General features: G+C 71.8%; 21 protein-coding genes and 1 tRNA gene. 6 read left to right on the top strand and 16 right to left on the bottom strand.

Annotated features, from left to right (window positions below):
- The first annotated feature begins 71 nt into the window (after positions 1-71).
- A tRNA-Leu gene (locus tag ACZ6Y7_RS21265) sits at positions 72-157 on the top strand.
- 101 nt (positions 158-258) lie between these two features.
- Positions 259-1,047 carry a helix-turn-helix domain-containing protein gene (locus ACZ6Y7_RS21260; RefSeq protein WP_465759464.1) on the top strand — a complete coding sequence of 263 codons (789 nt, stop codon included), beginning with the start codon at positions 259-261 and terminating at the stop codon, positions 1,045-1,047.
- Positions 1,048-1,093: 46 nt separating this feature from the next.
- Here the strand turns inward: ACZ6Y7_RS21260 and pyk are convergent, their stop codons facing one another.
- The gene (gene pyk / locus ACZ6Y7_RS21255) at positions 1,094-2,524 is read right to left on the bottom strand and encodes a pyruvate kinase (protein WP_465759463.1); all 1,431 of its coding nucleotides are present in this window, start codon (positions 2,522-2,524) and stop codon (positions 1,094-1,096) included.
- A gap of 342 nt (positions 2,525-2,866) precedes the next feature.
- Here pyk and ACZ6Y7_RS21250 point away from each other — a divergent pair, with 342 nt between their 5' ends.
- The 4 genes from ACZ6Y7_RS21250 (at position 2,867) to ACZ6Y7_RS21235 (ending at position 8,430) form a co-directional block, all read left to right on the top strand.
- Entirely contained in the window at positions 2,867-3,958 is a 1,092-nt protein-coding gene (locus ACZ6Y7_RS21250; protein ID WP_465759462.1) for a hypothetical protein, read from the top strand.
- Positions 3,955-5,610: a VWA domain-containing protein gene (locus ACZ6Y7_RS21245; RefSeq protein ID WP_465759461.1), complete on the top strand. Its 1,656-nt coding sequence runs from the start codon at positions 3,955-3,957 to the stop codon at positions 5,608-5,610. Before ACZ6Y7_RS21250 ends, ACZ6Y7_RS21245 begins: the two co-directional genes overlap by 4 nt.
- The gene (locus ACZ6Y7_RS21240) at positions 5,597-6,106 is read left to right on the top strand and encodes a hypothetical protein (protein ID WP_465759460.1); all 510 of its coding nucleotides are present in this window, start codon (positions 5,597-5,599) and stop codon (positions 6,104-6,106) included. The genes ACZ6Y7_RS21245 and ACZ6Y7_RS21240 overlap by 14 nt, the downstream gene beginning before the upstream one ends.
- Before the next feature lie 491 nt (positions 6,107-6,597).
- On the top strand, positions 6,598-8,430 hold the full coding sequence (locus ACZ6Y7_RS21235; RefSeq protein ID WP_465759459.1) for a bifunctional metallophosphatase/5'-nucleotidase: 1,833 nt from the start codon (positions 6,598-6,600) through the stop codon (positions 8,428-8,430).
- A gap of 156 nt (positions 8,431-8,586) precedes the next feature.
- On the opposite strand, the gene ACZ6Y7_RS21230 is transcribed toward ACZ6Y7_RS21235, so the two are convergent.
- The 15 genes from ACZ6Y7_RS21230 to ACZ6Y7_RS21160 form a co-directional block, all read right to left on the bottom strand.
- Positions 8,587-9,453, bottom strand: coding sequence for a helix-turn-helix domain-containing protein (locus ACZ6Y7_RS21230; protein WP_465759458.1), 867 nt, complete (start codon positions 9,451-9,453; stop codon positions 8,587-8,589).
- 640 nt (positions 9,454-10,093) lie between these two features.
- The gene (locus ACZ6Y7_RS21225) at positions 10,094-11,554 is read right to left on the bottom strand and encodes a glutamate synthase subunit beta (protein WP_465759457.1); all 1,461 of its coding nucleotides are present in this window, start codon (positions 11,552-11,554) and stop codon (positions 10,094-10,096) included.
- Positions 11,547-16,139: a glutamate synthase large subunit gene (gene gltB, locus ACZ6Y7_RS21220; RefSeq protein WP_465759672.1), complete on the bottom strand. Its 4,593-nt coding sequence runs from the start codon at positions 16,137-16,139 to the stop codon at positions 11,547-11,549. The genes ACZ6Y7_RS21225 and gltB overlap by 8 nt, the downstream gene beginning before the upstream one ends.
- Before the next feature lie 420 nt (positions 16,140-16,559).
- Positions 16,560-17,297: a VIT1/CCC1 transporter family protein gene (locus ACZ6Y7_RS21215; protein ID WP_465759456.1), complete on the bottom strand. Its 738-nt coding sequence runs from the start codon at positions 17,295-17,297 to the stop codon at positions 16,560-16,562.
- A gap of 148 nt (positions 17,298-17,445) precedes the next feature.
- Entirely contained in the window at positions 17,446-18,375 is a 930-nt protein-coding gene (lgt, locus tag ACZ6Y7_RS21210; RefSeq protein WP_465759455.1) for a prolipoprotein diacylglyceryl transferase, read from the bottom strand.
- Between the two features lie 119 nt (positions 18,376-18,494).
- A complete protein-coding gene (locus tag ACZ6Y7_RS21205; RefSeq protein ID WP_465759454.1) occupies positions 18,495-19,358 on the bottom strand; it encodes a DsbA family protein in 864 nt (287 codons plus the stop codon).
- Positions 19,359-19,412: 54 nt separating this feature from the next.
- The gene (locus ACZ6Y7_RS21200; RefSeq protein ID WP_465759453.1) at positions 19,413-19,907 is read right to left on the bottom strand and encodes a MauE/DoxX family redox-associated membrane protein; all 495 of its coding nucleotides are present in this window, start codon (positions 19,905-19,907) and stop codon (positions 19,413-19,415) included.
- Between the two features lie 867 nt (positions 19,908-20,774).
- Positions 20,775-21,584 carry a tryptophan synthase subunit alpha gene (trpA, locus tag ACZ6Y7_RS21195; protein ID WP_465759671.1) on the bottom strand — a complete coding sequence of 270 codons (810 nt, stop codon included), beginning with the start codon at positions 21,582-21,584 and terminating at the stop codon, positions 20,775-20,777.
- Between the two features lie 2 nt (positions 21,585-21,586).
- Complete coding sequence (gene trpB / locus ACZ6Y7_RS21190; protein ID WP_465759452.1) at positions 21,587-22,930, bottom strand: tryptophan synthase subunit beta; 1,344 nt, start codon at positions 22,928-22,930, stop codon at positions 21,587-21,589.
- A 117-nt stretch (positions 22,931-23,047) separates the two neighbouring features.
- Positions 23,048-23,197, bottom strand: a complete 150-nt coding sequence (trpM, locus tag ACZ6Y7_RS21185; RefSeq protein WP_373560517.1) for a tryptophan biosynthesis modulator TrpM — start codon at positions 23,195-23,197, stop codon at positions 23,048-23,050.
- Between the two features lie 9 nt (positions 23,198-23,206).
- Positions 23,207-24,013 carry an indole-3-glycerol phosphate synthase TrpC gene (trpC, locus tag ACZ6Y7_RS21180; protein WP_465759451.1) on the bottom strand — a complete coding sequence of 269 codons (807 nt, stop codon included), beginning with the start codon at positions 24,011-24,013 and terminating at the stop codon, positions 23,207-23,209.
- A 232-nt stretch (positions 24,014-24,245) separates the two neighbouring features.
- Positions 24,246-24,686 (bottom strand): DUF2752 domain-containing protein, encoded by a 441-nt coding sequence (locus tag ACZ6Y7_RS21175; protein WP_465759450.1) that lies wholly within the window; start codon positions 24,684-24,686, stop codon positions 24,246-24,248.
- Between the two features lie 113 nt (positions 24,687-24,799).
- Positions 24,800-25,072 carry an HGxxPAAW family protein gene (locus ACZ6Y7_RS21170; protein WP_465759449.1) on the bottom strand — a complete coding sequence of 91 codons (273 nt, stop codon included), beginning with the start codon at positions 25,070-25,072 and terminating at the stop codon, positions 24,800-24,802.
- Between the two features lie 159 nt (positions 25,073-25,231).
- A complete protein-coding gene (locus ACZ6Y7_RS21165) occupies positions 25,232-25,831 on the bottom strand; it encodes a TIGR02234 family membrane protein (protein WP_465759448.1) in 600 nt (199 codons plus the stop codon).
- A gap of 26 nt (positions 25,832-25,857) precedes the next feature.
- Entirely contained in the window at positions 25,858-26,316 is a 459-nt protein-coding gene (locus tag ACZ6Y7_RS21160; protein ID WP_465759447.1) for a Uma2 family endonuclease, read from the bottom strand.
- Between the last annotated feature and the right edge of the window lie 9 nt (positions 26,317-26,325).

Below are 26,325 nucleotides of genomic sequence, written 5' to 3'. Positions count from 1 at the left end.
GTACTGCATGCACGAGGGTACCTAGCTGCGCCGGACAGTGCCCACAGGGTATCCTTCACGGGCGCGAACTTGCCGAGTTGGTGGAAGGGCAGACACGATCGCCTCAAAAGCGATTGCCTGAAAGGGCGTGTGGGTTCGAATCCCACACTCGGCACCACGATTTTCCTCGTATTCCCAGGTAGCGGGAAGTTCACCTCTTCCGGTGGACCACCCCTAAATGCGTCCACCCGCTGCTTGAAGCGCCTCACTCTGGCGCACATGACCACGCTTTCTGTGCGCGAACAAGCCGTCCACCTCCTCCGACGAGGCGTCAGCAACGCCGAGGTGGCCCGCCGTCTTCGTGTCCCGACGGGCACGGTCTCATGGTGGAAGCACCAAGACCTCGCCAAGCGCAACAAACTCCCCGGCCGTAAGCGCTCCGCGTGCCTGCACTGTTATGGCGACGAGCTGAACCGCCCTGCCTACTCCTACCTACTTGGCCTGTACCTCGGCGACGGCCACATCCTGCTGCCCAACGAGTACCGCAGGACCCAGAGTCTCCAGATCACCTGCGACGACAAGTGGCCAGGCATCATGAATTCCGTCGAACAGGCCATGCGCCAAGTCCTTCCCAGGAACAAGCCTTGCCGGGTTCGACGCACCGGATGCCACGACATCAAGGTCTATTCGAACCATCTGACCTGCCACTTCCCGCAGCACGGCCCCGGCAAGAAGCACGAGCGCACCATAGCCCTGGAGCCCTGGCAGCAGGAGATCGTGGACGCCCACCCCTGGGAGTTCCTGCGCGGACTGATCCACTCCGACGGCTGCCGCATCACCAACTGGGCGACCCGCACGGTCGGTGGTGTCACGAAGCGCTACGAGTACCCCCGGTACTTCTTCACCAACACCTCGACCGACATCATCGGCCTCTTCACCGCCACCCTCGACGCCGTCGGCGTCCAGTGGAAGGCCTCGATCCCCCGCTCCACCGGCCAGGTCAACATCTCCGTCGCCCGCAAGGACTCCGTCGCCCTCATGGACGCCCACATCGGCCCCAAGTACTGACCGACGCCGGCGCGACCCCGCCGGGGCCGCGCCGCGACCGGGAGGTTCAGGCGTCCAGCGTCCCCACGTGGTGGACGCGGACGAGGTTGGTGGAGCCGGCGAGGCCGGGCGGGGATCCGGCGGTGATGACGACGATGTCGCCCTTCTGGCAGCGGCCCAGCGACAGCAGCGCCGCGTCGACCTGTTCGACCATCTGGTCCGTCGTCGGGGCGAACGGGCCGAGGAAGGTCTCGACGCCCCAGGTGAGGGCGAGTCGGCTGCGGACGGCCGGTTCGTACGTGAAGGCGAGGACCGGGATCGGCGAGCGGTAGCGGGTCAGCCGCCGCGCGGTGTCGCCGGACTGGGTGAAGGCGATCAGGTACTTGGCGTGCAGGAAGTCGCCGATCTCGGCGGCCGCGCGGGCGACGGCGCCGCCCTGGGTGCGCGGCTTGCTGCCGGCGGTGAGCGGGGGCAGGCCGGCGGCGAGGATGTCGTTCTCGGCGGCCTCGATGATCCGGCCCATGGTCTTGACCGTCTCGACGGGGTACTTGCCGACGGAGGTCTCGCCGGAGAGCATCACCGCGTCCGTCCCATCGAGGACGGCGTTGGCGACGTCGGAGGCCTCGGCGCGGGTGGGCCGGGAGGCGTTGATCATCGAGTCAAGCATCTGGGTGGCGACGATGACCGGCTTGGCGTTGCGGCGGGCGAGCTTGATGGCGCGCTTCTGGACCAGCGGGACCTGTTCGAGGGGCATCTCCACGCCCAGGTCGCCGCGGGCCACCATGATGCCGTCGAAGGCGTCGACGACGGATTCGAGGTTCTCCACCGCCTGCGGCTTCTCGATCTTGGCGATGACGGGGACGAAGCGCCCTTCCTCCGCCATGATCCGGTGGACGTCCTCGATGTCGCGCCCGCTCCGGACGAAGGAGAGCGCGACGATGTCGGCGCCGGTGCGCAGCGCCCATCGCAGGTCGGCGACGTCCTTGTCGCTGAGTGCGGGGACGGAGACGGCGACGCCGGGGAGGTTGAGGCCCTTGTGGTCGGAGACGAGGCCGCCTTCGATGACGAGGCACCGGACCCGGGGTCCGTCGACGTCGATGACTTCGAGGGTGACGCGGCCGTCGTCGACGAGGATGCGTTCGCCGCGGCTGACGTCGGCGGCGAGTCCGGGGTAGGTGGTGCCGCAGATGTCCTTGTCCCCCACGACGCCGTTGTCGGTGGAGATGGTGAACTCGTCGCCGCGTTCGAGGAGTACGGGGCCGTGGGCGAAGGTGTCGAGTCGGATCTTCGGGCCTTGGAGGTCGGCGAGGACGCCGACGCTGCGGCCGGTCTCGTCGGAGGCTTTGCGGACTCGGCGGTAGCGTTCCTCGTGTTCGGCGTGCGTGCCGTGGCTGAGGTTGAGTCGGGCGATGTCCATTCCGGCGTCGACCAGGGTTTTGATCTGGTCGTACGAGTCGGTGGCGGGCCCGAGGGTGCAGACGATTTTTGCTCGGCGCATGGTGCTGAGACTAGGCATTACCGGCGCGTAACGACGAGGCGGGTCCGGTCTGCGGGATGACCTTTGTCGTACGGTGAGTTGAACAATCTGACACATCCTCGGACCGGTGTGCGAGGGCGTTGCGCGGCATGCTTCCGCCGGTCCCGTTCGTGGGCTTCCGGGGGTCGGTCGATGCGATTCCGTGAAGGGGTGTTCACCCGTCGTTCATCGCGGCTTCCGCATCCGCTCCCCGCCCGGCGGGACGCTCGTCACCCCCGGGTGACGAGCGGGGGATCCCGGGTAACCACCCGGACGACGTAGCGGTTCGCGGCCGAAGTCGCGTACGAGGGGGAGGCGTTCGGCATGAGACGGGCTCTGGGGGTGGTGGCGGCGCTGGCGCTGTTGGGCGGGGTGGCCTTCGCGCTGATCCCCGACGGCGCGAAGGATCCCGATCCGGTGACGGTCTCCGGCCTGATCGGTTCGGAGAAGCGTGATTTCTTCGAAGACCCTGCCGTCAAGGCCGAGTTGAAGAAGAATGGCCTGGTGGTCCGGGCGGATTCGACCGGTTCCTGGACGATGAGCGAGCAGGCGAAGAGCACCCCGGCGCTGGATTTCGCCTTCCCCGCGAGTGCGGCGCCGGCCCGGGAGATCCAGCGCAACTGGCAGTTGAAGGACTCCCCGCTGGTGCCGTTCTACTCGCCGCTGGTGGTCGTGACGCACGAGCCGGTGGCGCGGGTCCTGGCGCAGAACAGGCTGGCGCAGGAGGATCCCACGAGTCACGTGTGGACGTTCCGGATGGACGCGTACGTGGCCGCGCTGAAGGACGGGAGGAAGTGGACCGACCTCCCGGGCGCCGCCGAGCACCCGGAGCTGGCCGGGCCGCTGTTCGTGTCCACGACGGACCCGGAGACCTCGTCCTCGGGCGCGCTGTACCTGGCCCTGCTGTCCTACGTCGCGAGCGGCGACCAGGTGGTGCAGGACGACGCCGGCGTCAACGCGGTGCGGCCGCTGCTGGCCGCCGCCAACCGCCTGCAGGGCATGCAGAAGATCAGCAGTGACGAGCCGTTCCGGGACTTCTTCGCGGGGGTCGGCACGATGGTCTTCGCCTACGAGTCGCAGGCCGCCGCGCTGCCGCTGCGGAACAGGGACACCAGCGACATGGTGGTGATGTACCCGGACACCACGATCCAGTCGGACCACACGCTGGTGGCCCGTACGGACAACGGCCGCAAGCTGGCCGACCTGCTGGAGAACGATCCGGTGCTGCGCGGTCTGGAGGCCGGGTACGGCCTGCGCCCGCAGGCCGACCAGGAAGCGTTCTGGAAGCTGATGCAGAACAAAACGCCGAGGTTCGCGCGCGACCTGAGGACCGCGGGGTTCAAGCAGGCCACGCTGCCCTCGTTGGACAACCTGAACAAGCTGGTCGACGCGGCGAAGGGCGGGGCCCCGAAGTGAACCTCCGGACGAAGCGCCGCGGCGGGCTGGCCGCGGCCCTGGCGGCCGTGCTGGCCGCGGTGACCGCCTGCACCTCCTCCGGCGGCGACGGTTCCGGTCCGAGGCCGAGCGATCCGCCCGCCGAGACGGCCCGGCCGGGTGTGCTGCGCGTCCTGGCGGGCAGTGAACTGCAGGACCTGGCGCCGGTGCTGGAGGAGGCCCGGAAGGCCACCGGGGTGACGGTGCAGTTCGCCTGGACGGGCACCCTGGACGGCGCGGACGCGGTGTCCGCGGGCCGGGCCGACGGCAAGTACGACGCGGTGTGGTTCCCGTCCAACCAGTACCTGCGGCTGGACCCGGCCGGGAAGTCCAAGGTGTTGTCCGAGACGCCGGTGATGGTCTCGCCGGTGGCGGTCGGGGTGCGATCCTCGGTGCTCGGCGAGCTGGGGTGGGGGGACGGTTCGAAGGTCACCTGGGCGCAGGTCGGTGACGCGGCCGCGGCCGGCAGGCTGACGTACGGGATGGCCGATCCGTCGCGGTCCAACTCCGGCTTCTCGACGCTGGTGGCGGTGGCCGCGGCGTTCTCCAAGGCGGACGGGGCGCTGGCCGAGGCGGACGTGCAGAAGGCGACGCCGCAGCTGAAGCAGTTCTTCACGGGCCAGAAGCTGACGTCGGGTTCCTCGGGCTGGCTGGCCCAGGCGTACTCCCGCTCGGAGTCGGGCCTGGTGGGCGCGCTGGTGAACTACGAGTCGGTGCTGCTGTCGCTGAACAGGACGCTGCCGCCGCAGCAGCAGCTGACGGTGGTGCGCCCGCTGGACGGCGTGGTGTCGGCGGACTATCCGCTGTCGCTGCTGTCCTCGGCGGCGCCGGACCAGCGCGACGCCTTCCAGCGGCTGACCTCGTACCTGCTCAAGGAGGACGTGCAGAAGCGCATCTCCGAGACGACGCTGCGCCGCCCCGCGACGGTGGGTGTGGCTCCGGCCGCCGGGCTGCCGACGGACCGCCGCCGGGAGCTGCCGTTCCCGGGCACCCGGGCGGTCGCGGACGGCCTGTTGGCGTCGTACCAGAACGAGCTGCGCCGGCCGTCCCGGACGGTGTACGTGCTGGACACCTCGGGCTCGATGGAGGGGTCGCGGATCGCGGCGTTGAAGAGCGCGCTGGGCCGGTTGACGGGGGCGGACGACACCCGGGGGGTGCGCCGCTTCCGCAACCGCGAGGAGGTCACCCTGGTGTCCTTCGCGTCCTCGGTGAAGTGGTCCAGGACGCACGTGGTGCCGGCCACCGGGAGCCAGCCCGGCCCGCAGCAGGAGCTGGCGGCGATCGACGCGGACGTGCAGTCGCTGGCGGCTTCGGGCGGCACGGCGGTGTACGGCTCGTTGGAGGAGGCGTACCGGGTGATCGAGCGGCAGCAGGCCGCGGCGAACGACGACCGGTTCACCTCGATCGTGCTGATGACGGACGGGGAGAGCAACTCCGGTCCGACGGACGGTGACTTCAAGCGCTTCCACGACGGTCTGCCGGCCTGGGAGAAGTCGATCCCGGTGTTCCCGATCAGGTTCGGCGAGGCGGCGGTGTCCCAGCTGCAGGGGATCGCGGACGTCACGGGCGGCAAGCTGTTCGACGGTTCGGGCTCGCTGGACGGGGCGTTCGAGGAGATCCGTGGCTACCAGTGAGGCCGGGGCGGGGTTCGGCCGCCGGGCCCTGCGGTACCTGGAGTCGGGCAGGAACCTGGTCGGCTGCGCGGGTGGCACGGTCGGCCTGGGGCTGCACTTCGCCGGGCTCGGCGGGGCCTGGTGGCCGGGTGTGGTGGCCGGGCTGTACGGGGCGGGTGCGCTGCTGACGCCCGGTCGCGCGGTCGATCCGGGCCCTCCTCCGCCCCCTCCTCCTCCGCCGCCGCCACCGGAGCCGCGGCCCGAGCTGGACCAGCTGGCCGCGTACCTGGACGCGGTGTCCCCGCCGCCCACGGCCGGCGTGGACGCGCTGATGGCCGCGCTGCGCGAGGCCGGCCCGAGCCCGGCGGCGGAGCGGATCGTCCGGGACCGGCTGCCGCTCGCGGTGGCCGGCTACCTGCGGGCGCGGGCCTGGCAGCCGTGGGCGGGGCCGGGCGCCCCGGACCCGGCGGAGGAACTGGGCCGGGAGGTCGGCCTGCTGGCCGCCGAACTGGCCTGACCCCGTTCGGCGGGCGGGTGGAGGCCCCCGCCCGCCGGGCCGGCCCGACCCCGGAGCACGGGGGCCGACCCGCCGGCCGAGCCGGCCCGACCCCGGACCACGGGACCCCCGCCCGCCGAGCCGGCCCGACCCCGGACCACGGGACCCCCGCCCGCCGAGCCGGCCCGACCCCGGAGCACGGGACCCCCGCCGGGCCGGCCCGACCCCGGAGCACGGGGGCCGACCCGCCGGCCGACCGGCCCGATCGGGGCGGAAACCCAGGTCACGCCGGTGGGCGCCGACATATCACCCCCCGTCCCCACCCGTCGCCGTCACGAACGAGTCGCCAAGATCTCACCTCTTGGACAGGTCCGGGGACTATCCAGCGGCCCGGCCCGCACGGCAGACTTCTACGCGCGTCTCTCTACGCGCGTCGACGCGTGGACGCGCGCCTGCTCACGTAACCAACTTGACGGACGATCTGCCGTCGCCCCCACTCGGGAGAGTCATCCATGCCCCTGAACCGCCGTGACTTCGTCACCCGGTCCGCCGCCACCGCCGCCGGTGCCGCCCTGGCGAGCGGTGCCGCCGTGGCCGCCGCCCCCTCCGCCGCGGCCGCCGAGCCGGACACGGCGGCCGCCAAGGGCCAGCGCAAGCCGCGCAAGCAGTCCTTCACCGTCATGGGCACCACCGACCTGCACGGCCGGGTGCTCAACTGGGACTACTTCACGGACGCCGAGTACGTCGACAAGGCGCACAACGCGGTCGGCCTCGCCAAGATCTCCACCCTGGCCAACCAGGTCCGCGAGGAGAAGGGCTGGGACCGCTGCCTGCTGATCGACTCCGGTGACATCATCCAGGGCACCCAGCTGACCTACTACTACGCCCGGATCGAGCCGATCGCCACCGACGGCGACACCGTGCCGGACCACCCGATGGCCGTCGCCATGAACCTCATGGAGTACGACGCGGCCGCGCTCGGCAACCACGAGTTCAACTACGGCATCCCGACCGTGAAGGCCTTCGAGGACCAGCTGGAGTTCCCGCTGCTCGGCGCCAACGCGCTGCACGCGAAGAACGAGAAGCCGGCCTTCCCGCCGTACGTGATCAAGGAGCTGCACCTCGGCGAGGGCAAGCCGCTGAAGGTCGGCATCCTGGGCCTCACCAACCCGGGCATCGCCATCTGGGACAAGGCCAACGTCAGCGGGAAGATGGTCTTCCCGGGCATCGTGGAGACGGCCGCCAAGTACGTGCCGCGGATGAAGGCGGCGGGCGCGGACGTCATCGTGGTCTCGGCGCACTCCGGCATCGACGAGGCGACCACCTACGGCGACCAGCTGCCCTGGCCCGAGGACGCCTCCGGCGAGATGGCGGAGACCGTCCCGGACATCGACGCGGTGCTGGTGGGCCACACCCACAAGGAGGTCCCGCAGCGCCTGATCGTCAACAAGAAGACCGGCAGGACCGTCGTGCTCTCCGAGCCGCTCTGCTGGGGCCAGCGCCTGAGCTGCTTCGACTTCGAGGTCGAGTTCGCCGACGGCGCCTGGAAGGTCACCTCGGTCTCCTCGCGGGTGCTGAACTCCAACACCGTGCCGGAGAACCCGGAGATCACCAACGCGATCACCGAGCAGCACAAGAAGGTCGTCGCGTACGTCAACCAGAACATCGGCACCAGCAAGATCGAGCTGTCGATCGCCGAGTCCCGGTTCAAGGCCACTCCGATCATCGACCTGATCGGCAGGGTCCAGGCCGACGCGGTGAAGGCCGCGCTGGCCGGCGGCCAGTACGCCGATCTGCCGGTGCTCGCCCAGGCGGCCCCGTTCAACCGCACCGCCCTGATCCCGGCCGGCCAGGTCAAGCTGCGCGACGCCGCGGGCCTCTACATCTACGAGAACACCTTGGAGGCCCGCATCCTGACGGGTGCCCAGCTCAAGGACTACCTGGAGTTCTCCGCGAAGTACTACAACCAGCTCGCCCCGGGCGCCCCGGTCGACAAGGACGCCCTGACCGGCGCCGAAGCCACCCCGGACTACAACTACGACTCGGTCTACGGCCTGAGCTACGACATCGACATCGCCCAGCCGAAGGGTTCGCGGATCGTCAACCTGTCCTTCCAGGGCAAGCCGATCGACCCCGCCGCCCAGTTCGTCCTGGCCGTCAACAACTACCGCGCCAACGGCGGCGGCAACTTCCCGCACGTCGCCAAGGCCAAGCTGGTCTGGTCGAACTCCGACGAGATCCGCAACACCATGATCGCCTGGGTGAAGGCCAAGGGCACCATCGACCCCGCCGACTTCTTCACCGACTCCTGGCGCCTCGTCCGCGCCGGCCAGCCGGTCTTCTGACCCGCTCCCCGAGGCGCCGCCGGGCCCCCGCCCGGCGGCGCCTCGCCGCATCCGCTGCACCACGCGCCGTCGCCGTACTGCAGCGCCGACTCGCAGACGTGCGGCATCCGCCGCTTCTCACCCGCCGACCTGACGGGCCGTCATCGCCCCGATGCGTCAGAGCTCCCGGCGCACAGTGTGCAGCAGGTCGCGGGTCCGCTCCGGGTCCAGGCTGTCGGCGAGCAGGTCGTCCATGGCGTGCCGGTACTCGGCGACCTCGGCCGGCTTGTCCAGGTAGAGCGCGGTGGTGAACTGCTCCAGGTAGACGACGTCGGAGAGTTCCGGCTCGGCGAAGCCCAGCACGGTGAAGGCACCGCTCTCGGCGGACAGTCCGGCGTTGCCGAGCGGCAGCACCTGCAGCCGCACGTTGGGCAGTTCGCCGAGTTCCAGCAGCCGGTCCAGCTGGCCGCGCATCAGCTCGGGGCCTCCCCAGGGGCGGCGCAGCGCGGCTTCGTCCAGGACGGCGACCAGCTGCGGCGCGCGTTCGCCGGTGAGCACCGCCTGGCGCCTGAGCCGTACGTCGACCCGGCGTTCGATCTCGTCGGCGCGGTGGTCGTGGCAGCCGGCGGTGACGACGGCCCGGGCGTAGTCGGCGGTCTGCAGCAGCCCGTGGACGAACTGGACCTCGTAGCTGTGGATCGCGGTGGCGGCCTCCTCCAGGCCGAGGTAGTTCTGGAACCAGCCGGGCAGCACGTCGCCGTACTCGTGCCACCAGGAGTTGGCGTTGGCGTCGCGGACGAGTCCGAGGACGGTGGCGCGCTCCTGCTCGGCCTCGACGCCGTAGAGGGTGAGGAGGTCGGCGACGTCGCGTTCCTTGAAGCCGACCCGGCCGAGTTCCATGCGGCTGATCTTGGACTCCGAGGCGCGGATCGAGTACCCGGCTTCCTCCCGGCTGACGCCCCTGGCCTCCCGCAGCTTGCGCAGGTGGGAGCCGAGCAGCAGACGCCGTACCGTCGCGCCTCCGCCTGCCTGAGTCGTGCCCATCGAAGTCACCCTCCGCACTCGCGCAGCCCCCCGGCCGTCGGCGGCAGTCTGCCACCTGGCACCGACGAACAACAGCCCGTCCCGCGACGGTTTCCAGCCGCTGTGAGAAGCCTGTGATTCCGCTGGGAGCCGATCCTCGGCACACGAACCGTGAAACCCGAAGCCGTGGGCCCGCCCCGCTCGGGCGCGGCTCTGCCGCGCCCACCCTCCGTGGCGGGAAACGCCCCCCGGCACCGGCCTGGAACCGCACCGTCCCGCGCGAGAACGCGACGGCGCACGACCCCCGGGCGCCCGCCCCTCATCCCTTCGCGCCCCTCCCCGAGCGCGCCCCGGTCGATCCCCCGCGCCGGCTCCGCTCCCCGGCACCCCTGTCGTCCGAGAACGCGACGGCGCACGACCCCCGGGCGCCCGCCCCTCATCCCTTCGCGCCCTTCCCCGAGCGCGCCCCGGTCGATCCCCCGCGCCGGCTCCGCTCCCCGGCACCCCTGTCGTCCGAGAACGCGACGGCGCCCGCCCTCCAACTGGTCGGGGAAGAGGGCAGGCGCCAGGAGACCGCGTTGGCCCGGCGACGCTGGCGGGGGCAGCGGGTTGAGCTCCCGGCGATGCGGCGCCGGGGGTTCGGGGTGGGCCGGTCGGACCGTCAGACCACCAGGGGGCGGTCCGTGGGTCGGATCGGGGCGGGAAGCGGGGTCTTGCCGCCCAGGTACTTGTCCACCGCGGCGGCGGCCGAACGGCCTTCCGCGATGGCCCAGACGATCAGCGACTGGCCTCGGCCGGCGTCTCCGCAGACGTACACGCCATCGACATTGGTGGCGAACCGGCCGTCGCGGGCAATGTTACCTCGCGCGTCGAGGTCGACTCCCAGCTGCTCGACGAGCCCGTTCTTCACGTCCGTGCCGGTGAAGCCCATGGCCAGGGTGACCAGCTGGGCCGGGATGGCGCGCTCGGTGCCCGGCACCGGCTCGAACCGGCCGTCCTTGAACTCCACCTCGACCAGGTGCAGTTCCTGGACGTTGCCGTCCTCGTCGCCGGTGAAGCGGGTGGTGTTGACGGAGTAGATCCGCTCCCCGCCCTCCTCGTGGGCGGAGGTGACCTTGTAGGTCATCGGCATGGTCGGCCACGGCTGGTGGGCGGGCCGCTCCTCGCCGGGCCGCGGCATGATCTCCAGCTGGGTCACCGAGAGGGCGCCCTGCCGGTGGGCGGTGCCGACGCAGTCCGCGCCGGTGTCGCCGCCGCCGATGACCACGACGTGCTTGCCCTTGGCGCTGATCGGGGCTTCGACGTAGTCGCCCTCCTGCACCTTGTTGGCCAGCGGCAGGTACTCCATGGCCTGGTGGATGCCGTTGAGCTCGCGCCCGGGCACCGGCAGGTCGCGGGCGGTGGTGGCGCCGGCCGCGACGACGACGGCGTCGAAGCGCTCGCGCAGCTGCTGCCCGGTGATGTCCTCGCCGACGTGCACGCCGGTGCGGAACCGGGTGCCCTCCGCCCGCATCTGCTCGATGCGGCGGTTGATGTGGCGCTTCTCCATCTTGAACTCGGGGATGCCGTAGCGCAGCAGTCCGCCGATGCGGTCGGCCCGCTCGTACACCACGACGGTGTGGCCGGCGCGGGTGAGCTGCTGGGCGGCCGCGAGGCCGGCCGGGCCGGAGCCGACGACGGCGACGGTCTTGCCGGAGAGGCGCTCGGGCACCTGCGGGGTGACGCCGCCGCGGTCCCAGGCCTTGTCGATGATGGTGACCTCGACGTTCTTGATGGTCACCGCGTCCTGGTTGATGCCGAGGACGCACGCGGACTCGCACGGCGCGGGGCACAGGCGGCCCGTGAACTCCGGGAAGTTGTTGGTGGCGTGCAGCCGCTCGATGGCGCCGGCCCAGTCGTCCCGGTAGGCGAGGTCGTTCCACTCGGGGATGAGGTTCCCGAGCGGGCAGCCGTTGTGGCAGAACGGGATGCCGCAGTCCATGCAGCGGCCGGCCTGCTTGGTGATGATCGGCAGGAGGCTGCGCTCGACGTAGACCTCGTTCCAGTCCTTGATCCGGACGTCGACGGGGCGGCGCTCCGCCAGCTGCTTGGGCGTGGTCAGGAAGCCCTTGGGGTCAGCCATGTGCCGCCTCCATCATCTTGCGAGTGGTCTCGGTCTCGGAGAGGCCGTCGCGCTCGGCGGCGTCCTTGGCGGCGAGCACTGCCTTGTAGTCGGTCGGCATGATCTTGGAGAAGCGGGAGACCCCGCTGCCCCAGTCGGCGAGGAGTTCGGCGGCGACGGTGGAGCCGGTCTCCTCGTAGTGCTGCTGCACGGTCTCGCGCAGCCAGTCGCGGTCGGCGGCGGTGGGGGCCTCGATGCCGACCATGCCGTCGTTGACGTTGGCGGGGCGCAGGTCGAGGACGTACGCGATGCCGCCGGACATGCCGGCCGCGAGGTTGCGTCCGGTCTCGCCGAGGATGACGACCCGGCCGCCGGTCATGTACTCCAGGCCGTGGTCGCCGACGCCCTCGACGACGAGGGTGGCGCCGGAGTTGCGGACGGCGAAGCGCTCGCCGGCCTTGCCGCGCAGGTGGATCCGGCCGGAGGTGGCGCCGTAGCCGATGGTGTTGCCGGCGATGACGTGGTTCTGGGCGTCGTTGCCGATGGCCGCGGCCTCGCGGGCGGGGCGGACGACCACGACGCCGCCGGAGAGGCCCTTGCCGACGTAGTCGTTGGCGTCGCCCTCCAGCCGCAGGGTGACGCCCTTCGGGAGGAAGGCGCCGAAGGACTGGCCGGCCGAGCCGGTGAAGGTGACGTCGATGGTCCCTTCCGGCAGGCCTTCGCCGCGGTACCGCTTGGTCACCTCGTGGCCGAGCATGGTGCCGACCGTGCGGTTGACGTTGCGGATCGGCAGCTGGATCCGGACGGCCTCGCCGCGCACCAGGGCGTCCTCGGCCAGCTCGATCAGCTGGTTGTCGAGGGCCTTGTCGAGCGCGTGGTCCTGGGTGGTGGTGCAGTGGCGCGCGGAGCCCTCGGGCAGCTCGGGCACGTGGAAGAGCGGGGCCAGGTCGAGCCCGGCGGCCTTCCAGTGGTCGATCGCGGCCTGCGGGTTGATGTGCTCGGCGTGGCCGACGGCCTCCTCGATCGAGCGGAAGCCCAGCGAGGCCAGGATCTCCCGGACCTCCTCGGCGATGAACTCGAAGAAGTTGACGACGAATTCGGGCTTGCCGGAGAAGCGCTCGCGCAGCACCGGGTTCTGGGTGGCGACGCCGACCGGGCAGGTGTCCAGGTGGCAGACGCGCATCATGATGCAGCCGGAGACGACCAGCGGGGCGGTCGCGAAGCCGAACTCCTCGGCGCCGAGCAGTGCGGCGATGACGACGTCGCGGCCGGTCTTCAGCTGGCCGTCGGTCTGCACCACGATGCGGTCGCGCAGCCCGTTGAGCAGCAGGGTCTGCTGGGTCTCGGCGAGGCCGAGCTCCCAGGGCCCGCCGGCGTGCTTCAGGCTGGTCAGCGGCGAGGCGCCGGTGCCGCCGTCGTGCCCGGAGACGAGCACCACGTCGGCGTGCGCCTTGGAGACGCCCGCCGCGACCGTCCCCACGCCGACCTCGGAGACCAGCTTCACGTGGACGCGGGCCGCCGGGTTGGCGTTCTTGAGGTCGTGGATCAGCTGCGCCAGGTCCTCGATCGAGTAGATGTCGTGGTGCGGCGGCGGGGAGATCAGGCCGACGCCCGGGGTGGAGTGCCGGGTCTTGGCGACCCAGGGGTACACCTTGTGGCCGGGCAGCTGGCCGCCCTCGCCGGGCTTGGCGCCCTGGGCCATCTTGATCTGGATGTCGTCCGCGTTGACCAGGTACTCGGAGGTGACGCCGAAGCGGCCGGAGGCGACCTGCTTGATCGCCGAGCGGCGCTCCGGGTCGTACAGGCGGTCCGGGTCCTCGCCGCCCTCGCCGGTGTTGGACTTGCCGCCGAGGCGGTTCATCGCGATGGCGAGCGTCTCGTGGGCCTCGCGCGAGATCGAGCCGTACGACATGGCGCCGGTGGAGAAGCGCTTGACGATCTCGGAGACCGGCTCGACCTCCTCGACCGGGATCGGCTCGCGGCCCAGGGCGTCCAGCTGGAAGAGGCCGCGCAGGGTCATCAGGCGGGCGGACTGCTCGTTCACCCGGTCGGTGTACTGCTTGAAGATGTCGTACCGGCGGTTGCGGGTGGCGTGCTGCAGCCGGAAGACGGTGTCCGGGTCGAACAGGTGCGGCTCGCCCTCGCGGCGCCACTGGTACTCGCCGCCGATCTCCAGCGCGCGGTGCGCGGCGGGGATGCCGGAGGCGGGGTAGGCCTTGGCGTGCCGGGCGGCGGTCTCCTTGGCGATCTCCTCCAGGCCGATGCCGCCGAGCTTGCTGGTGGTGCCGGCGAAGTAGCCGTCGACCAGCTCCTGGGACAGCCCGATGGCCTCGAAGACCTGGGCGCCGCGGTAGGAGGCGACGGTCGAGATGCCCATCTTGGACATGACCTTGAGCACGCCCTTGCCGAGCGCCTTGATCAGGTTCTTGATGGCCTTCTCGGGGTCGACGCCCTGGATGAAGACACCCTGCGCGACGAGGTCCTCGACCGACTCCATGGCCAGGTACGGGTTGACCGCGCCGGCGCCGTAGCCGATCAGCAGCGCGACGTGGTGCACCTCGCGGACGTCGCCCGCCTCGACCAGCAGCGACACCTGGGTGCGCTGCTTGGTGCGGATCAGGTGGTGGTGGATCGCGGAGGTGAGCAGCAGCGAGGGGATCGGGGCGTGCTCGGCGTCGGAGTGCCGGTCCGAGAGGACGATGATGCGGGCGCCGTCGGCGATCGCGGCGTCGGCCTCGGCGGCGATGTCCGCGAGCCGGGTGGCCAGGCCGTCCCCGCCGGAGGAGACCTTGTACAGGCCGGACAGCGTGACGGCCTTGAGTCCGGGCTGGTCCCCGTCGGCGTTGATGTGGACGAGCTTGGCGAGTTCGTCGTTGTCGATCACCGGGAAGGTGATGCCGACCGAGCGGCAGGAGGCGGACTCGGCGGCGAGCAGGTTGCCCTCGGGGCCGAGGTTGGACAGCAGCGAGGTGACGAGCTCCTCGCGGATGGCGTCCAGCGGCGGGTTGGTGACCTGCGCGAAGAGCTGAACGAAGTAGTCGAACAGCAGGCGCGGCTTCTCGCTGAGCGCGGCGATCGGCGAGTCGGTGCCCATCGAACCGAGTGCCTCGGCGCCGGTCCTGGCCATCGGCGCGAGGATGACCCGCAGCTCCTCCTCGGTGTAGCCGAAGGTCTGCTGGCGGCGGGTGACGGAGGCGTGGGTGTGCGCGATGTGCTCGCGCTCGGGGAGCTTGGCGAGCTGGATCTGCCCGGCGGCGACCCACTCCTCGTAGGGGTGCTCGGCGGCGAGGGCGGACTTGATCTCCTCGTCGTCGACGATGCGGCCCTCGGCGGTGTCGATCAGGAACATCCGGCCGGGCTGCAGGCGGCCCTTCCTGGCGACCTTCTCCTGGTCGAGGTCGAGCACGCCGACCTCGGAGGAGAGCACGACCAGGCCGTCCTCGGTGATCCAGTACCGGGCCGGGCGCAGGCCGTTGCGGTCGAGCACGGCGCCGATCCGGGTGCCGTCGGTGAAGGTGACGCAGGCCGGGCCGTCCCAGGGCTCCATGAGGTTGGAGTGGTACTGGTAGAACGCGCGGCGGGCCGGGTCCATGGTGGCGTGGTTCTCCCACGCCTCCGGGATCATCATCAGCACGGAGTGCGGCAGCGAGCGGCCGCCGAGGTGGAGCAGTTCCAGGACTTCGTCGAACGAGGCCGAGTCCGAGTGGTCGGGCGTGCAGATCGGGAAGATCCGCTCCAGGCCCTGCCCGTTCCTGTTGGCCGGGATCAGGTCGGTGGCGAGCTGCGACTCCCGCGCCCGCATCCAGTTCCGGTTGCCCTTGACGGTGTTGATCTCGCCGTTGTGCGCGACGAAGCGGTACGGGTGGGCGAGCGGCCAGCTCGGGAAGGTGTTGGTGGAGAACCGCGAGTGCACCAGGCCGATCGCGGACGCGTAGCTGCGGTCCGACAGGTCGGGGAAGAAGGGCTCCAGCTGGCCGGTGGTCAGCATGCCCTTGTAGACGATGGTGCGGGCGGACAGCGAGGGGAAGTACACCCCGGCCTCGCGCTCGGCCCGCTTGCGCACGACGAACGCGATCCGGTCCAGCTCGATCCCGGCCAGTCCCTCCCGCGTCAGGAAGACCTGCCGGAACCGCGGCATCACCGATCGCGCGGTGGCCCCGAGCAGGTCGGGGGTGACGGGGACGTCGCGCCAGCCGAGGACGGTCAGGTCCTCCTCGGCGGCGATGGCCTCGATCTGCGCGACGGCGGCGGCGTCGGCGGCGTCGTCGTCGGGCAGGAAGGCGATGCCCACCGCGTAGGCGCCGGCCGCCGGGAGTTCGAAGGTGACCTTCCCGCGCAGGAAGGCGTCCGGGATCTGGGTGAGGATGCCCGCGCCGTCACCGGAGTCCGGCTCGGCGCCGGTGGCGCCCCGGTGCTCCAGGTTGCGCAGGACGGTCAGCGCCTGCTCGACGATGGTGTGGTCGGCGATGCCGGTCAGCGTGGCGACGAAACCGACGCCGCAGGCGTCGTGCTCGTTTCGCGGGTCGTACAGGCCCTGAGCAGCAGGTCGCGCATCCGGAACGAGCCCGTACGGCCGGGGGGCCTGGGGCTCGTTGGCGGAGTGCATGGATGCAGACAGCATCGGCTCTCCCGTCGTCGTCTTTCGGCAAGTTGGTGCAAGTAGGGACGACGTTGGCCCTGATGCGATGGTGCGGTGTCGTGCAAGTTACATGATGCCCAGGATCCCGAGAAGCGGAATATCCCGTCCACATGGCGGGACGAGCCGCAGGTCAGGGGGGTGGGGGAGAGGAACGCGCCACGGTGCGCGTCCCGACGATTGTGCCCAACGCTCCCCCGCCCGAAACAGGGGCGAAACCGGATCGCCACACACGCCGATCTTGGCCGCCTGCGAATCCATTCCGGGAGCCCGCCGCCGGATGCGAATCCGGGGCTTCCGGGCCCGGATGCTGAGACTAGGCCAGGCCCGACGCGACGCCCATGTGTGAAACGTCACGCATGGGCGGGCATAATCATGCACAGTTCTGGGTCATCCCACATGCCCGCCGATCAACCACCCCAGCAGGTAGGTGACCCCGGCCGCGGCCCCGCCCAGCACCAGCTGCCGCAGCCCGCTGAACCACCAGCTGCGCGCCGTCACCCGGGCCACCACCGCGCCGCACAGGAACAGTCCGGCCGCGGCCAGCACCAGCGCGGGCAGCAGCGAGGTCGCGCCCAGCAGGTACGGCAGCAGCGGCAGCAGCGCGCCGAGCGCGAAGCACAGGAACGACGAGCCGGCCGCGACCAGCGGCGAGGGCAGGTCCGTGGGGTCGACGCCCAACTCCTCGCGGGCGTGCACCTCCAGGGCCAGCTCCGGGTCCGCCGACAGCTGCCGGGCCACCTCGTGCGCGAGCTCCGGGTCCACCCCGCGCGACACGTACAGCTGCGCCAGCTCGGCCAGCTCACCGTGCGGGTTGCGGCTCAGCTCCAGCCGCTCGGCCTCGATCTCGGCCTGCACCAGCTCCCGCTGCGAGGCCACCGAGGTGTACTCCCCCGCGGCCATCGAGCAGGCGCCGGCCGCCAGGCCCGCCAGGCCGGTGAGGATCACCGTCCCGTGGGAGACCGCACCGCCGACCACCCCCGTCATCAGGGCGAAGTTGGACACCAGTCCGTCCACCGCGCCGAACACGGCCGGGCGCAACCAGCCACCGTTCACGTCCCGGTGGTGGCCGGCCGCGGGTATCCGGGGCTGGTGTCCGGCGTCCGCCTCCAGCGTGATCGCACTCATCGTCTCTTCCCCTCCGTCGTCGTTCGTCCGCCACGACCGTAGCCCGCTTGACCTGGGCATTTCCAGCAAAGTAAGGCTGTCCGAACACGACGGGGGCCACCCTTCGCACGCCGTGCGAAGGGTGGCCCGGTCGGGGAGAAGCCCCAGGTCAGGTGGAGTTCTTGACGTCCTCGGCGGCCACCACCGCATCCGCCTTCTCGTCCGAGGACCGGGACGGCTTCTCCTCGCCGTCCGCCGCATCCTCCTCGTGCGCGGCCGGATCGATGCTCGCCGGGTCCTCCCGGCCGGGCCGCTTCTTCCCGACGATCACCAGGTAGGCCACCGCGCCCAGGAACACCACGATCGACGTCCAGTCGTTCAGCCGCAGCCCGAAGTAGACGTGCGCCGGGTCCGTCCGCAGCCACTCGGTCCAGAACCGGCCGACCGTGTACGCGGCCACGTACAGCGCGAAGGCCCGGCCGTGGCCGAGCGTGAACTTCCGGTCGGCCCAGATCACGAGCAGCGCGACGAGCACGCACCACAGCGACTCGTACAGGAAGGTCGGGTGGAAGACGCCGTCCACGACGGTGCCGTCCGGCAGCACCTTGTGGATCTTCAGGCCCCACGGCAGGGTGGTGTCCCGGCCGTACAGCTCCTGGTTGAAGTAGTTGCCCCAGCGGCCGAGCGCCTGGGCGAGCGCGATGCCCGGCGCGATGGCGTCGGCGTAGGCGGGCAGCGGCACGCCCCGGCGGCGGGCGCCGATCCAGGCGCCGACCGCGCCCAGCGCGATCGCGCCCCAGATCCCGAGGCCGCCCTCCCAGATCTTGAAGGCGTTCCAGGGGTTCTTCCCCTCACCGAAGTACAGCTGGTGGTCGGTGATGACGTGGTACAGGCGGCCGCCGACCAGGCCGAACGGGACGGCCCACACGGCGATGTCACCGACCGTGTGCTTGGCACCGCCCCGGGCGACCCAGCGCTTGCTGCCGAGCCAGACGGCGACGACGACACCGAGGATGATGCAGAAGGCGTAGGCGCGCAGCGGGACCGGTCCGAGGTACCAGACGCCCCGCGACGGGCTGGGAATGTAGGCGATATCCATGGCAGTCCCGACGCTACAGGGTCGACGCGTCCCGCCGGGCACCGCCGGGGTCACAGATGCCGAACAACAGCGGACGCCGCCCCCTCCGGACGGGGAGGGGACGGCGTCCGGGGCCGGGCTCAGCCGGCGTTCGGCGACGGGTTGTTGGCCTCCGAGGCGGTGCTGGTCGGCGCCGGCGTCTGCCCGTGCGAGCCCGGCGTGCCGAGCTGCTTGCCCTGGTTCGCGGCGTCCACCCACTTCGCCAGGTTCTCCGGGGTGATCTCCTCGTTGCCGTTCTTCGGGTAGATCGGCTGGCCGTTGAGCAGCACGGTCGGGGTGGACTTGTAGCTGGACTTGTCGAAGTCCTGCTGCACCGAGGACACCCATCCGCCGTACTTGTTCTCGTTGACGCAGGCCTCGAACTCGGGGGTGTCGAGACCGTTGACCTGCTTCGACAGGTTGATCAGCACGGCCTTGTTGCCGAAGGCGTCGTTGGTCTCCTCCGGCTGGTTCCGGTACAGCACGTCGTGGTAGTCCCGGAAGTGCCCGGCGTCCTGCGCGCAGGCCAGCGCGTTGGCACCGGTCTTGGAGCCCTTGCCCGGCACGGCCCGGTCGATGAACGACACGATGTGGTAGTTGGTGTAGATCTTGCCGGCGTCTTCCAGCTGGTCGACGGTCGGCGAGAACTCCCGCTCGAAGCTGCCGCAGGCGGGGCAGCGCGGGTCCTCGTACACGGTCAGCACGGACGGCGCGTTGCCCGCCCCGACCGGGATGACCAGGTTCTTGTCGCCGATGGTCCCGGCCGGGGCGGCGGTCGGGGTCTCCGGCTTGGAGCGCTCGTTCTGCACCACGACACCGGCGACCACGGCGGCGGCGATCACCGCGAGCACCGCGCCCCCGACGATCAGCTTCTTCCTGCGCTTGGCCGAGGCCTCCTCGGCCGCCCGCTGCTCCAGCATCCGCTCGCGGGCGGTGCGCTTGCCTTCTCGGTTCTTCTCGCTCATTGCCTTGACATCCATCGGGGGGCCTTCGTCGGGTGCGGGGATGGGAAACGACGGTCAGCTCGCCAGCCAGCCGTCCACCGAGAACCGGGTACGGGGCCGCCACAGCAGCCACCCGGACAGCAACAGGAACCCGGTGTCGCGCAGGATCTCCTGCAGGTACTTCGTCTGGGACTCGTCGACGTGCCCGCCGCCGCCGAAGCAGCCGCAGTCGATCGAGATGCCGCGCGCCCACGCGGAGGCGATCCCGGCGATGAACACGAGCAGCAGCAGCGCGGACACCCCGGCGACCAGCCGGACGCCGAGCCCGATCACCAGCAGCAGCGCGAGCGCCAGCTCCAGGAACGGCAAGCCGTAGCCGATCGGCTTGACCAGGCTCTCGGGCAGGATCTCGTAGGCACGCACGGCCTGGGCGGCCTCCGCCGGATCGGACACCTTCGCCAATCCGGCCCACCCCCACACCACCGCCAGCCCGAGCCGGACGGCCGTGCCGACCCACTCGCTCCACACCGGCACCGGCCGCCCCGCCATCGGCGTGCGCTGCGCGGCCATCAGGGAACCCCCCTCGGGAAACTCGTTCACTCCCTGATGAACCGTAAGGGATGAAGGCCGGTTCCTCCGCATTCAGGAATTAAGCCGGATGAGTGACGTTCTACCCGAATGATCCGAACACTTCACCGACACCCCGACATCCGCCCCGGGTCGAACAACTCCGGCCGCCCCTCGTGCTGCGCGTCCCACCGCGCCGCCTCCGCACACGCGACCGCCTCCCGCTCCGCCCGCTCGGCCCCCCGCTTGGCCAACGCCTGCCCCACCTCCGCATGCGCCCCGACCGCAGCCCCCAACGCCAGCGCGGCCGCCGCCGCCCGCACCAGAACGGCCACATGAAGACCCCGCACCGGCTCACCCCTTCCCTAGGCCCCGCAACCCCCGCGCACGTCGTTCGTGCACTCGTCCCTCCACTCAACGCCCGTCAACCCCGCCTGATGCGTGTCGCCACCCCTCTTCACCCATTCGGGGCCACCCCCCAGTCAACCCACCACCACAACACCCCCACCCCTCACCTCACCTCACCTCCCCCAACCCACCCACCCCCCACCTCCCTCCCCCACCTCCCTCACCCGACCCAGCGAGAGGGACGCGCTGCGGAAGGGGCGGCGCAGGGGGTGGCCCGGAGAGGGGCGTTGCGGGTGATTTTCAGACTGCCAACGGTCCCCACCCCCGCAAGTCAGAGTGGGCAGTCTGAAAATCATCCAGCCCCTCGGAGCGGCCACCCCCGGAGCCGCCCCGCCACCCACCCTCCCGAAAGCAACCCCCCACCCCAGCCCCCCGCGCAGCGGCCCCCAAAGCCAACGGCCCACCACTCCCCCCAAGGGAGTGGCAGGCCGTCAACCCCACCAAACGAACGCCTACCGCAGGTCAGCCCCGCCGAACACCGGCCGCCAACTCCCCGGCCAGCCCCCGCACCGCCTCCAGCGCCGCCGCCTCGTCCGCCCCGGCGTCCAGGATCCGCTTCACGAACGCCGACCCCACGATCACCCCGTCCGCGAACCGGGCGACCTCAGCCGCCTGCGCCGCGTCGGAGACCCCGAGCCCGACGCAGACCGGCAGGTCCGTCGTCGCCCGGGTCCGCGCGACCAGGTCCTCGGCCAGCGATCCGACGGCCGACCGGGTCCCGGTCACCCCCATCACCGCGGCCGCGTACACGAACCCGCTGCCCGCCGCCGTGACTTCGGCCAGCCGCGCGTCCTTGCTGCTGGGGGCGACCACGAACACGGTGTCCAGCCCGTGCGCGTCCGCCGCCTTGCGCCACTCCTCGGACTCCTCGACCGGCAGGTCCGGCAGGATGCACCCGGCCCCGCCCGCGGCCGCCAGGTCGGCCGCGAACCGCGCCACCCCGTAACGGTCGACCGGGTTCCAGTACGTCATGACCAGCACCGCCGCCTCGGGGTGCGCCGCGGCGACCTCCCCGACGGTCCGCAGCACGTCCTTGATCCGCACCCCGCCCCGCAGCGCGATGTCGTCCGCGGTCTGGATGACGGCCCCGTCGAGCACCGGGTCGGAGTGCGGCAGCCCGACCTCGACCACGTCGCAGCCGCCCTCGATCAGCGCGTTGATCGCCCGGATCCCGCCGTCCACGGTCGGGAACCCGGCCGGCAGGTAGCCGATCAGCGCGGCCCGGCCCTCCGCCTTCGCGGCGGCCAGCACCCCACTCAGCTTCGACACCATGCTCACTTACCCCCCTCGACACCCTCAACGGAACCAGCCGCACCCTCAGCACTGCTGGCACTGCCGGCACTGCCAGTGCTCCCAGCCCCAGCCCCAGCCCCAGCCCCAGCCCCAGCCCCAGCCCCCGGATCGTCGTACAACCCGAAGTACTCCGCAGCCGTGTGCATGTCCTTGTCCCCGCGCCCCGACAGCGACACCAGGATGGTCGCCTCCGGCCCGAGCTCACGCCCCAACTCCAGCGCCCCGGCGAGCGCGTGGGCGCTCTCGATGGCCGGGATGATGCCCTCGGTACGGGAGAGCAGCCGCAGCGCCCGCATCGCGGCGTCGTCCGTCACCGGCCGGTACTCCGCCCGCCCGGTGTCCTTCAGCCAGGCGTGCTCCGGCCCGACGCCGGGGTAGTCGAGGCCGGCCGAGATCGAGTGCGACTCGATCGTCTGCCCGTCCTCGTCCTGGAGGACGTACGTCCGGGACCCGTGCAGCACCCCCGGGTCGCCCTTGGTCAGCGTCGCCGCGTGCCGGGGCGTCTCCGCCCCCTCCCCGGCCGCCTCGCAGCCGATCAGCCGCACGCCCGCGTCCGGGATGAACTCGTGGAAGATCCCCATCGCGTTGGAGCCGCCGCCCACGCACGCCACGACCGCGTCGGGCAGCCTGCCGGTCCGGTCGAGCACCTGCTGCCGCGCCTCGACGCCGATGATCCGGTGGAAGTCGCGGACCATCATCGGGAACGGGTGCGGCCCGGCCACGGTGCCGAACAGGTAGTGGGTGGAGTCCACGTTGGCGACCCAGTCGCGGAACGCCTCGTTGATGGCGTCCTTGAGGGTCCGGCTGCCGGACTTCACGGCCACCACCTCGGCGCCGAGCATCCGCATCCGGGCGACGTTCAGCGCCTGCCGCTGGGTGTCGACCTCGCCCATGTAGATGGTGCAGTCGAAGCCGAAGAGCGCGCAGGCGGTGGCGGTGGCCACGCCGTGCTGCCCGGCGCCGGTCTCGGCGATGATCCGGGTCTTGCCCATCCGCTTGGTGAGCAGGGCCTGGCCCAGCACGTTGTTGATCTTGTGCGAGCCGGTGTGGTTGAGGTCCTCGCGCTTGAGCAGGATGCGCGCCCCGCCCGCCTCGGCGGAGAAGCGGTGCACGTCGGTCAGCGGGCTCGGGCGCCCGGTGTAGTCCTTGAGCAGCACGTCGAGCTCGGCGGCGAAGGCCGGGTCGGTCTTGGCCTTCTCGTACTCCTCGGCGACCTGCTCGACCGCGGCGACCAGCGCCTCGGGGATGAAGCGGCCGCCGTACGCGCCGAAGTATCCGCGCGCGTCCGGCACCTGGGCACCGGGCAGGTAGTCCTTCTCGGACATGTGGTTTCCCTTGGGGAGTGGGACGACAGTGACGACAGTGACGTCGACCGGCCTCCGGTCGACGTCCGACCGGCCGTCGCCGGGCCGCATCCGCCGGTCACGGCGGATCCGCCGGCTTCAGCCGCGCGTCACCCGCCATCGCCGTCCCGGCACCTGCCCGGGCTCACAGCCGATCACGTACCGCACCCGGCGCCCCAGCACCCGGCGTGCGGGCGCGCGGCAGCCGCGCGGGCGGCAGCCGGGGGCGAGTCGGGTGGCGATCTTCATCGGGCGGTGTCAGTCCTTGTGCCGGACGGCGGGGTGGGCCCCGGCGGCGACCAGGTCGGCGACCGCGGCCCGCGGGTCCTTGCCGGTCACCAGGGACTCGCCGACCAGCACCGCGTCGGCGCCCAGGTTGGCGTAGTTGATCACGTCCAGCGGCCCCCGCACCCCGGACTCGGCGATCTTGACGATGCCGTCCGGAATGGCGTGGGCCACGTTCTCGAAGGTGTTGCGGTCCACTTCGAGGGTCTTCAGGTTGCGGGCGTTGACGCCGATGATCCGCGCCCCGGCGTCCACCGCGCGCTTGATCTCCTCCTCGTCGTGCACCTCGACCAGCGGGGTGAGGCCGATCGACTCGGCGCGCTCGATCAGCGACACCAGGGCCGACTGGTCGAGGGCCGCGACGATCAGCAGCGCGAGGTCGGCACCGTGCGCGCGGGCCTCCCACAGCTGGTAGGCGGTGACGATGAAGTCCTTGCGCAGCAGCGGGGTGTCCACCGCGGCGCGGACGGTGTCGAGGTCGGCCAGCGAGCCGCCGAAGCGCCGCTGCTCGGTCAGCACGCTGATCGCGGCGGCACCGCCGGCCGCGTAGTCGCGTGCCAGGGCGGCCGGGTCGGCGATCGCGGCCAGCGCGCCCTTGGAGGGGCTGGAGCGCTTCACCTCGCAGATCACCCGGACCCCGTCGCCCTTGAGGGCGGCGACGCCGTCCTTGGCCTCCGGGGCCTTGGCGGCCCGCTCCTTCAGCTCGTCCAGGGAGACCCGGGCCTGCCGCTCGGCGAGGTCCTCACGGACCCCTTCGATGATCGAGTCGAGCACACTCACTCAGGAGCCCCCATCTTTGTCTGCCGGATTGGTCCGCATCTGCCGACCGGATCTGCCGGTCGGCCAGCGAGAGCCGGACGGGCGGCACCCCGCCGGCCCTTCGATGGTATCGGCACCCGGGGGCGCGGGGCGCATCAGCCCGGCGCGCGTCTCGCGGACCGGACGCCCGCTCCGGTGGCCCTCAACTGCGGATTCACGGGTTCTCCACCCGCCCCCGAGCCGCCCGCGGCGCTCAGACCAGCGGGGGCGCCAGACCCGCTCCGACCGGCGAGTTCCGCGCCACGGTGAACACCACGACGAGCAGCGCGATCAGCACCCACCGCCGGCCCCCGACGGCGACGGCGGGCGGCGGGCCGCCGGTCAGCGCGGCCCAGCCCCAGCGCAGCCAGAGGACGCCCAGCACGCCGAACAGCAGGACGGCCGCGGCGTTGTCGTGCAGGGCGCCGGTGAAGTCCCCGTGGGTCAGCGCGTGGACGCAGCGCAGGCCCCCGCAGCCGGGGCACCACCAGCCGGTGGCGGTCAGGAAAGGGCAGTCGGGGTAGTGCCCCGGGGTGTTGGGGTCCACCACGGCGAGGTACCCGGTGGGGACGGCCACCGCCGCCAGCGCGGCCAGCGGCGGGCCCAGCCGGCGCAGCACGGGCGGCGGGGCGGAGGCGGTGGGGGCGGAGTTCACGCCCCGATTCTGCCCGCACCGGGCCCCGGGTACGACGAAACGGCGGGCGCGGCGCGCCCGCCGTCCGTGTGTGCGAAAGGCGTGGGGTACGAGGCCCGTGTCAGGCAGCCGTGTCAGGCAGCGGCACCGGCGACGGCGGCGCGGGCCTCGCGGGCCGCGATCTGCTCCTCGGCCGAGGTGTAGACGTGGGGGCTGGGCTGCTTGCCCATCCCGGCCATCGACATGGCCTTGCCGACCACGCCACCGGCCAGGACGACCGCCAGGCCGGCCCAGACGAGCAGCACCGACGGCAGGATCATCGCGACGCCCGCGATGCCGAAGCCGACGAAGGAGATGACGACGCCGGTCCAGGCGGCGGGGGTGTGGCCGTGTGCTGCTGCTGCCATCTGAGTGGTGCTCCTTGGCTCTCGGGGCCCGGCCGGACCTGCGGGCCGCCGGCGGGTTGACGGATCCCATTGTGCCGGGCCACATACCCGCCTCCCAAAGCGGGTGCCGGGTCTATCGCGTCACACTGCCCGTGGGGCGCCCGCAGGATGCTCCGGGCCTCAGACCGCCGTGGGGTCCTCGCCCCGGTCCAGCGCCTTCCACAGGTCACCGGGGGTGTCCGCCCCGGCCGCGTTGGCCGGGGCCTTGCGGGTCGGCGCCTCGTACCGGCTGCCCATGGCCGGCCAGCCGCGGCCGTAGCGCAGGGTGAGCAGTCCGGCGAGGGCCAGCAGCACGCCGCCCAGCAGCGCGACCCACGGCCAGCCGGTGTGCGAGACCTCGGTGGCCGCCGAGCCGCTCAGGGCGAGCTTGCGGGCGGCCTCCCCGTCCAGGGCCGCGGTGTCGCCCGCCCCGGCGACCGAGGCCGCGGCCGCGCCGATCCCCGCGAGCAGGGTCAGCGCGCCGACGGCGAGGCGGCCGAGGCCGCGCACCGCGAACACCGCGACGGCCGCGGCGAGGCCCACCAGGGCCAGTCCGCCGGGCACTTCGGAGATCTTTCCGCCGGTGACGGAGACGTCCAGGGTGCCGGCCCGGCCCTCGGCCCAGGTCCGCCCGACGGCCGTCAGCACCAGCACGGCGCTCAGCACGGTCAGCAGGAGCATCACGCCGAGCGTGCGGCGGCCGGAGGAGGCGGCGGGGGCGGGGGTCTGGTCAGCGCTCACCCGTCCACTATCCCCCGCCCGACGCCTCACTCCGTACCCGGGGTGGGGAACGGGTCCGTCCGGAGCACCACCGTCCGCCCGCCCAGCGGCAGGAACAGGTCGTTGCCGAACGGCACGCGCTCGGCCTCCCGGTACACCCCCTCGGGAGAGGGCGCGGTGTGCACGGTGCAGACCGCCGCCGCCGGGTCGACGACGACGTACAACGGCACACCGCTCTCCGCGTACGCCCGAGCGACCGCTCCCAGACCGGGCCGGGCCAGCTCCAGCACCGCCTCGACCGCCGCCGCCCCGAACCGCCCGTGCCCGCCGCGCACCGCGTCCGGGCTGAGCACCACCAGGTCCGGGGCGAGCTCGTCCGGTGCGGCCGGCAGGTCGAGGACCACCCCGGACAGCACCCGACCGTGGCCCGCGGTCTGCTCGCCGAGCTGCCCGGCCGCGCTCAGCACGACCTCCCAGCGCAGTTCGTCGTACGGCACCTCGGGCATCCCGGCCGC

It is taken from the genome of Kitasatospora sp. NPDC053308 (assembly GCF_055585785.1).
Note: the sequence above shows the minus strand (reverse complement) of the source record. Positions and strands in the feature narration are given on the sequence as shown.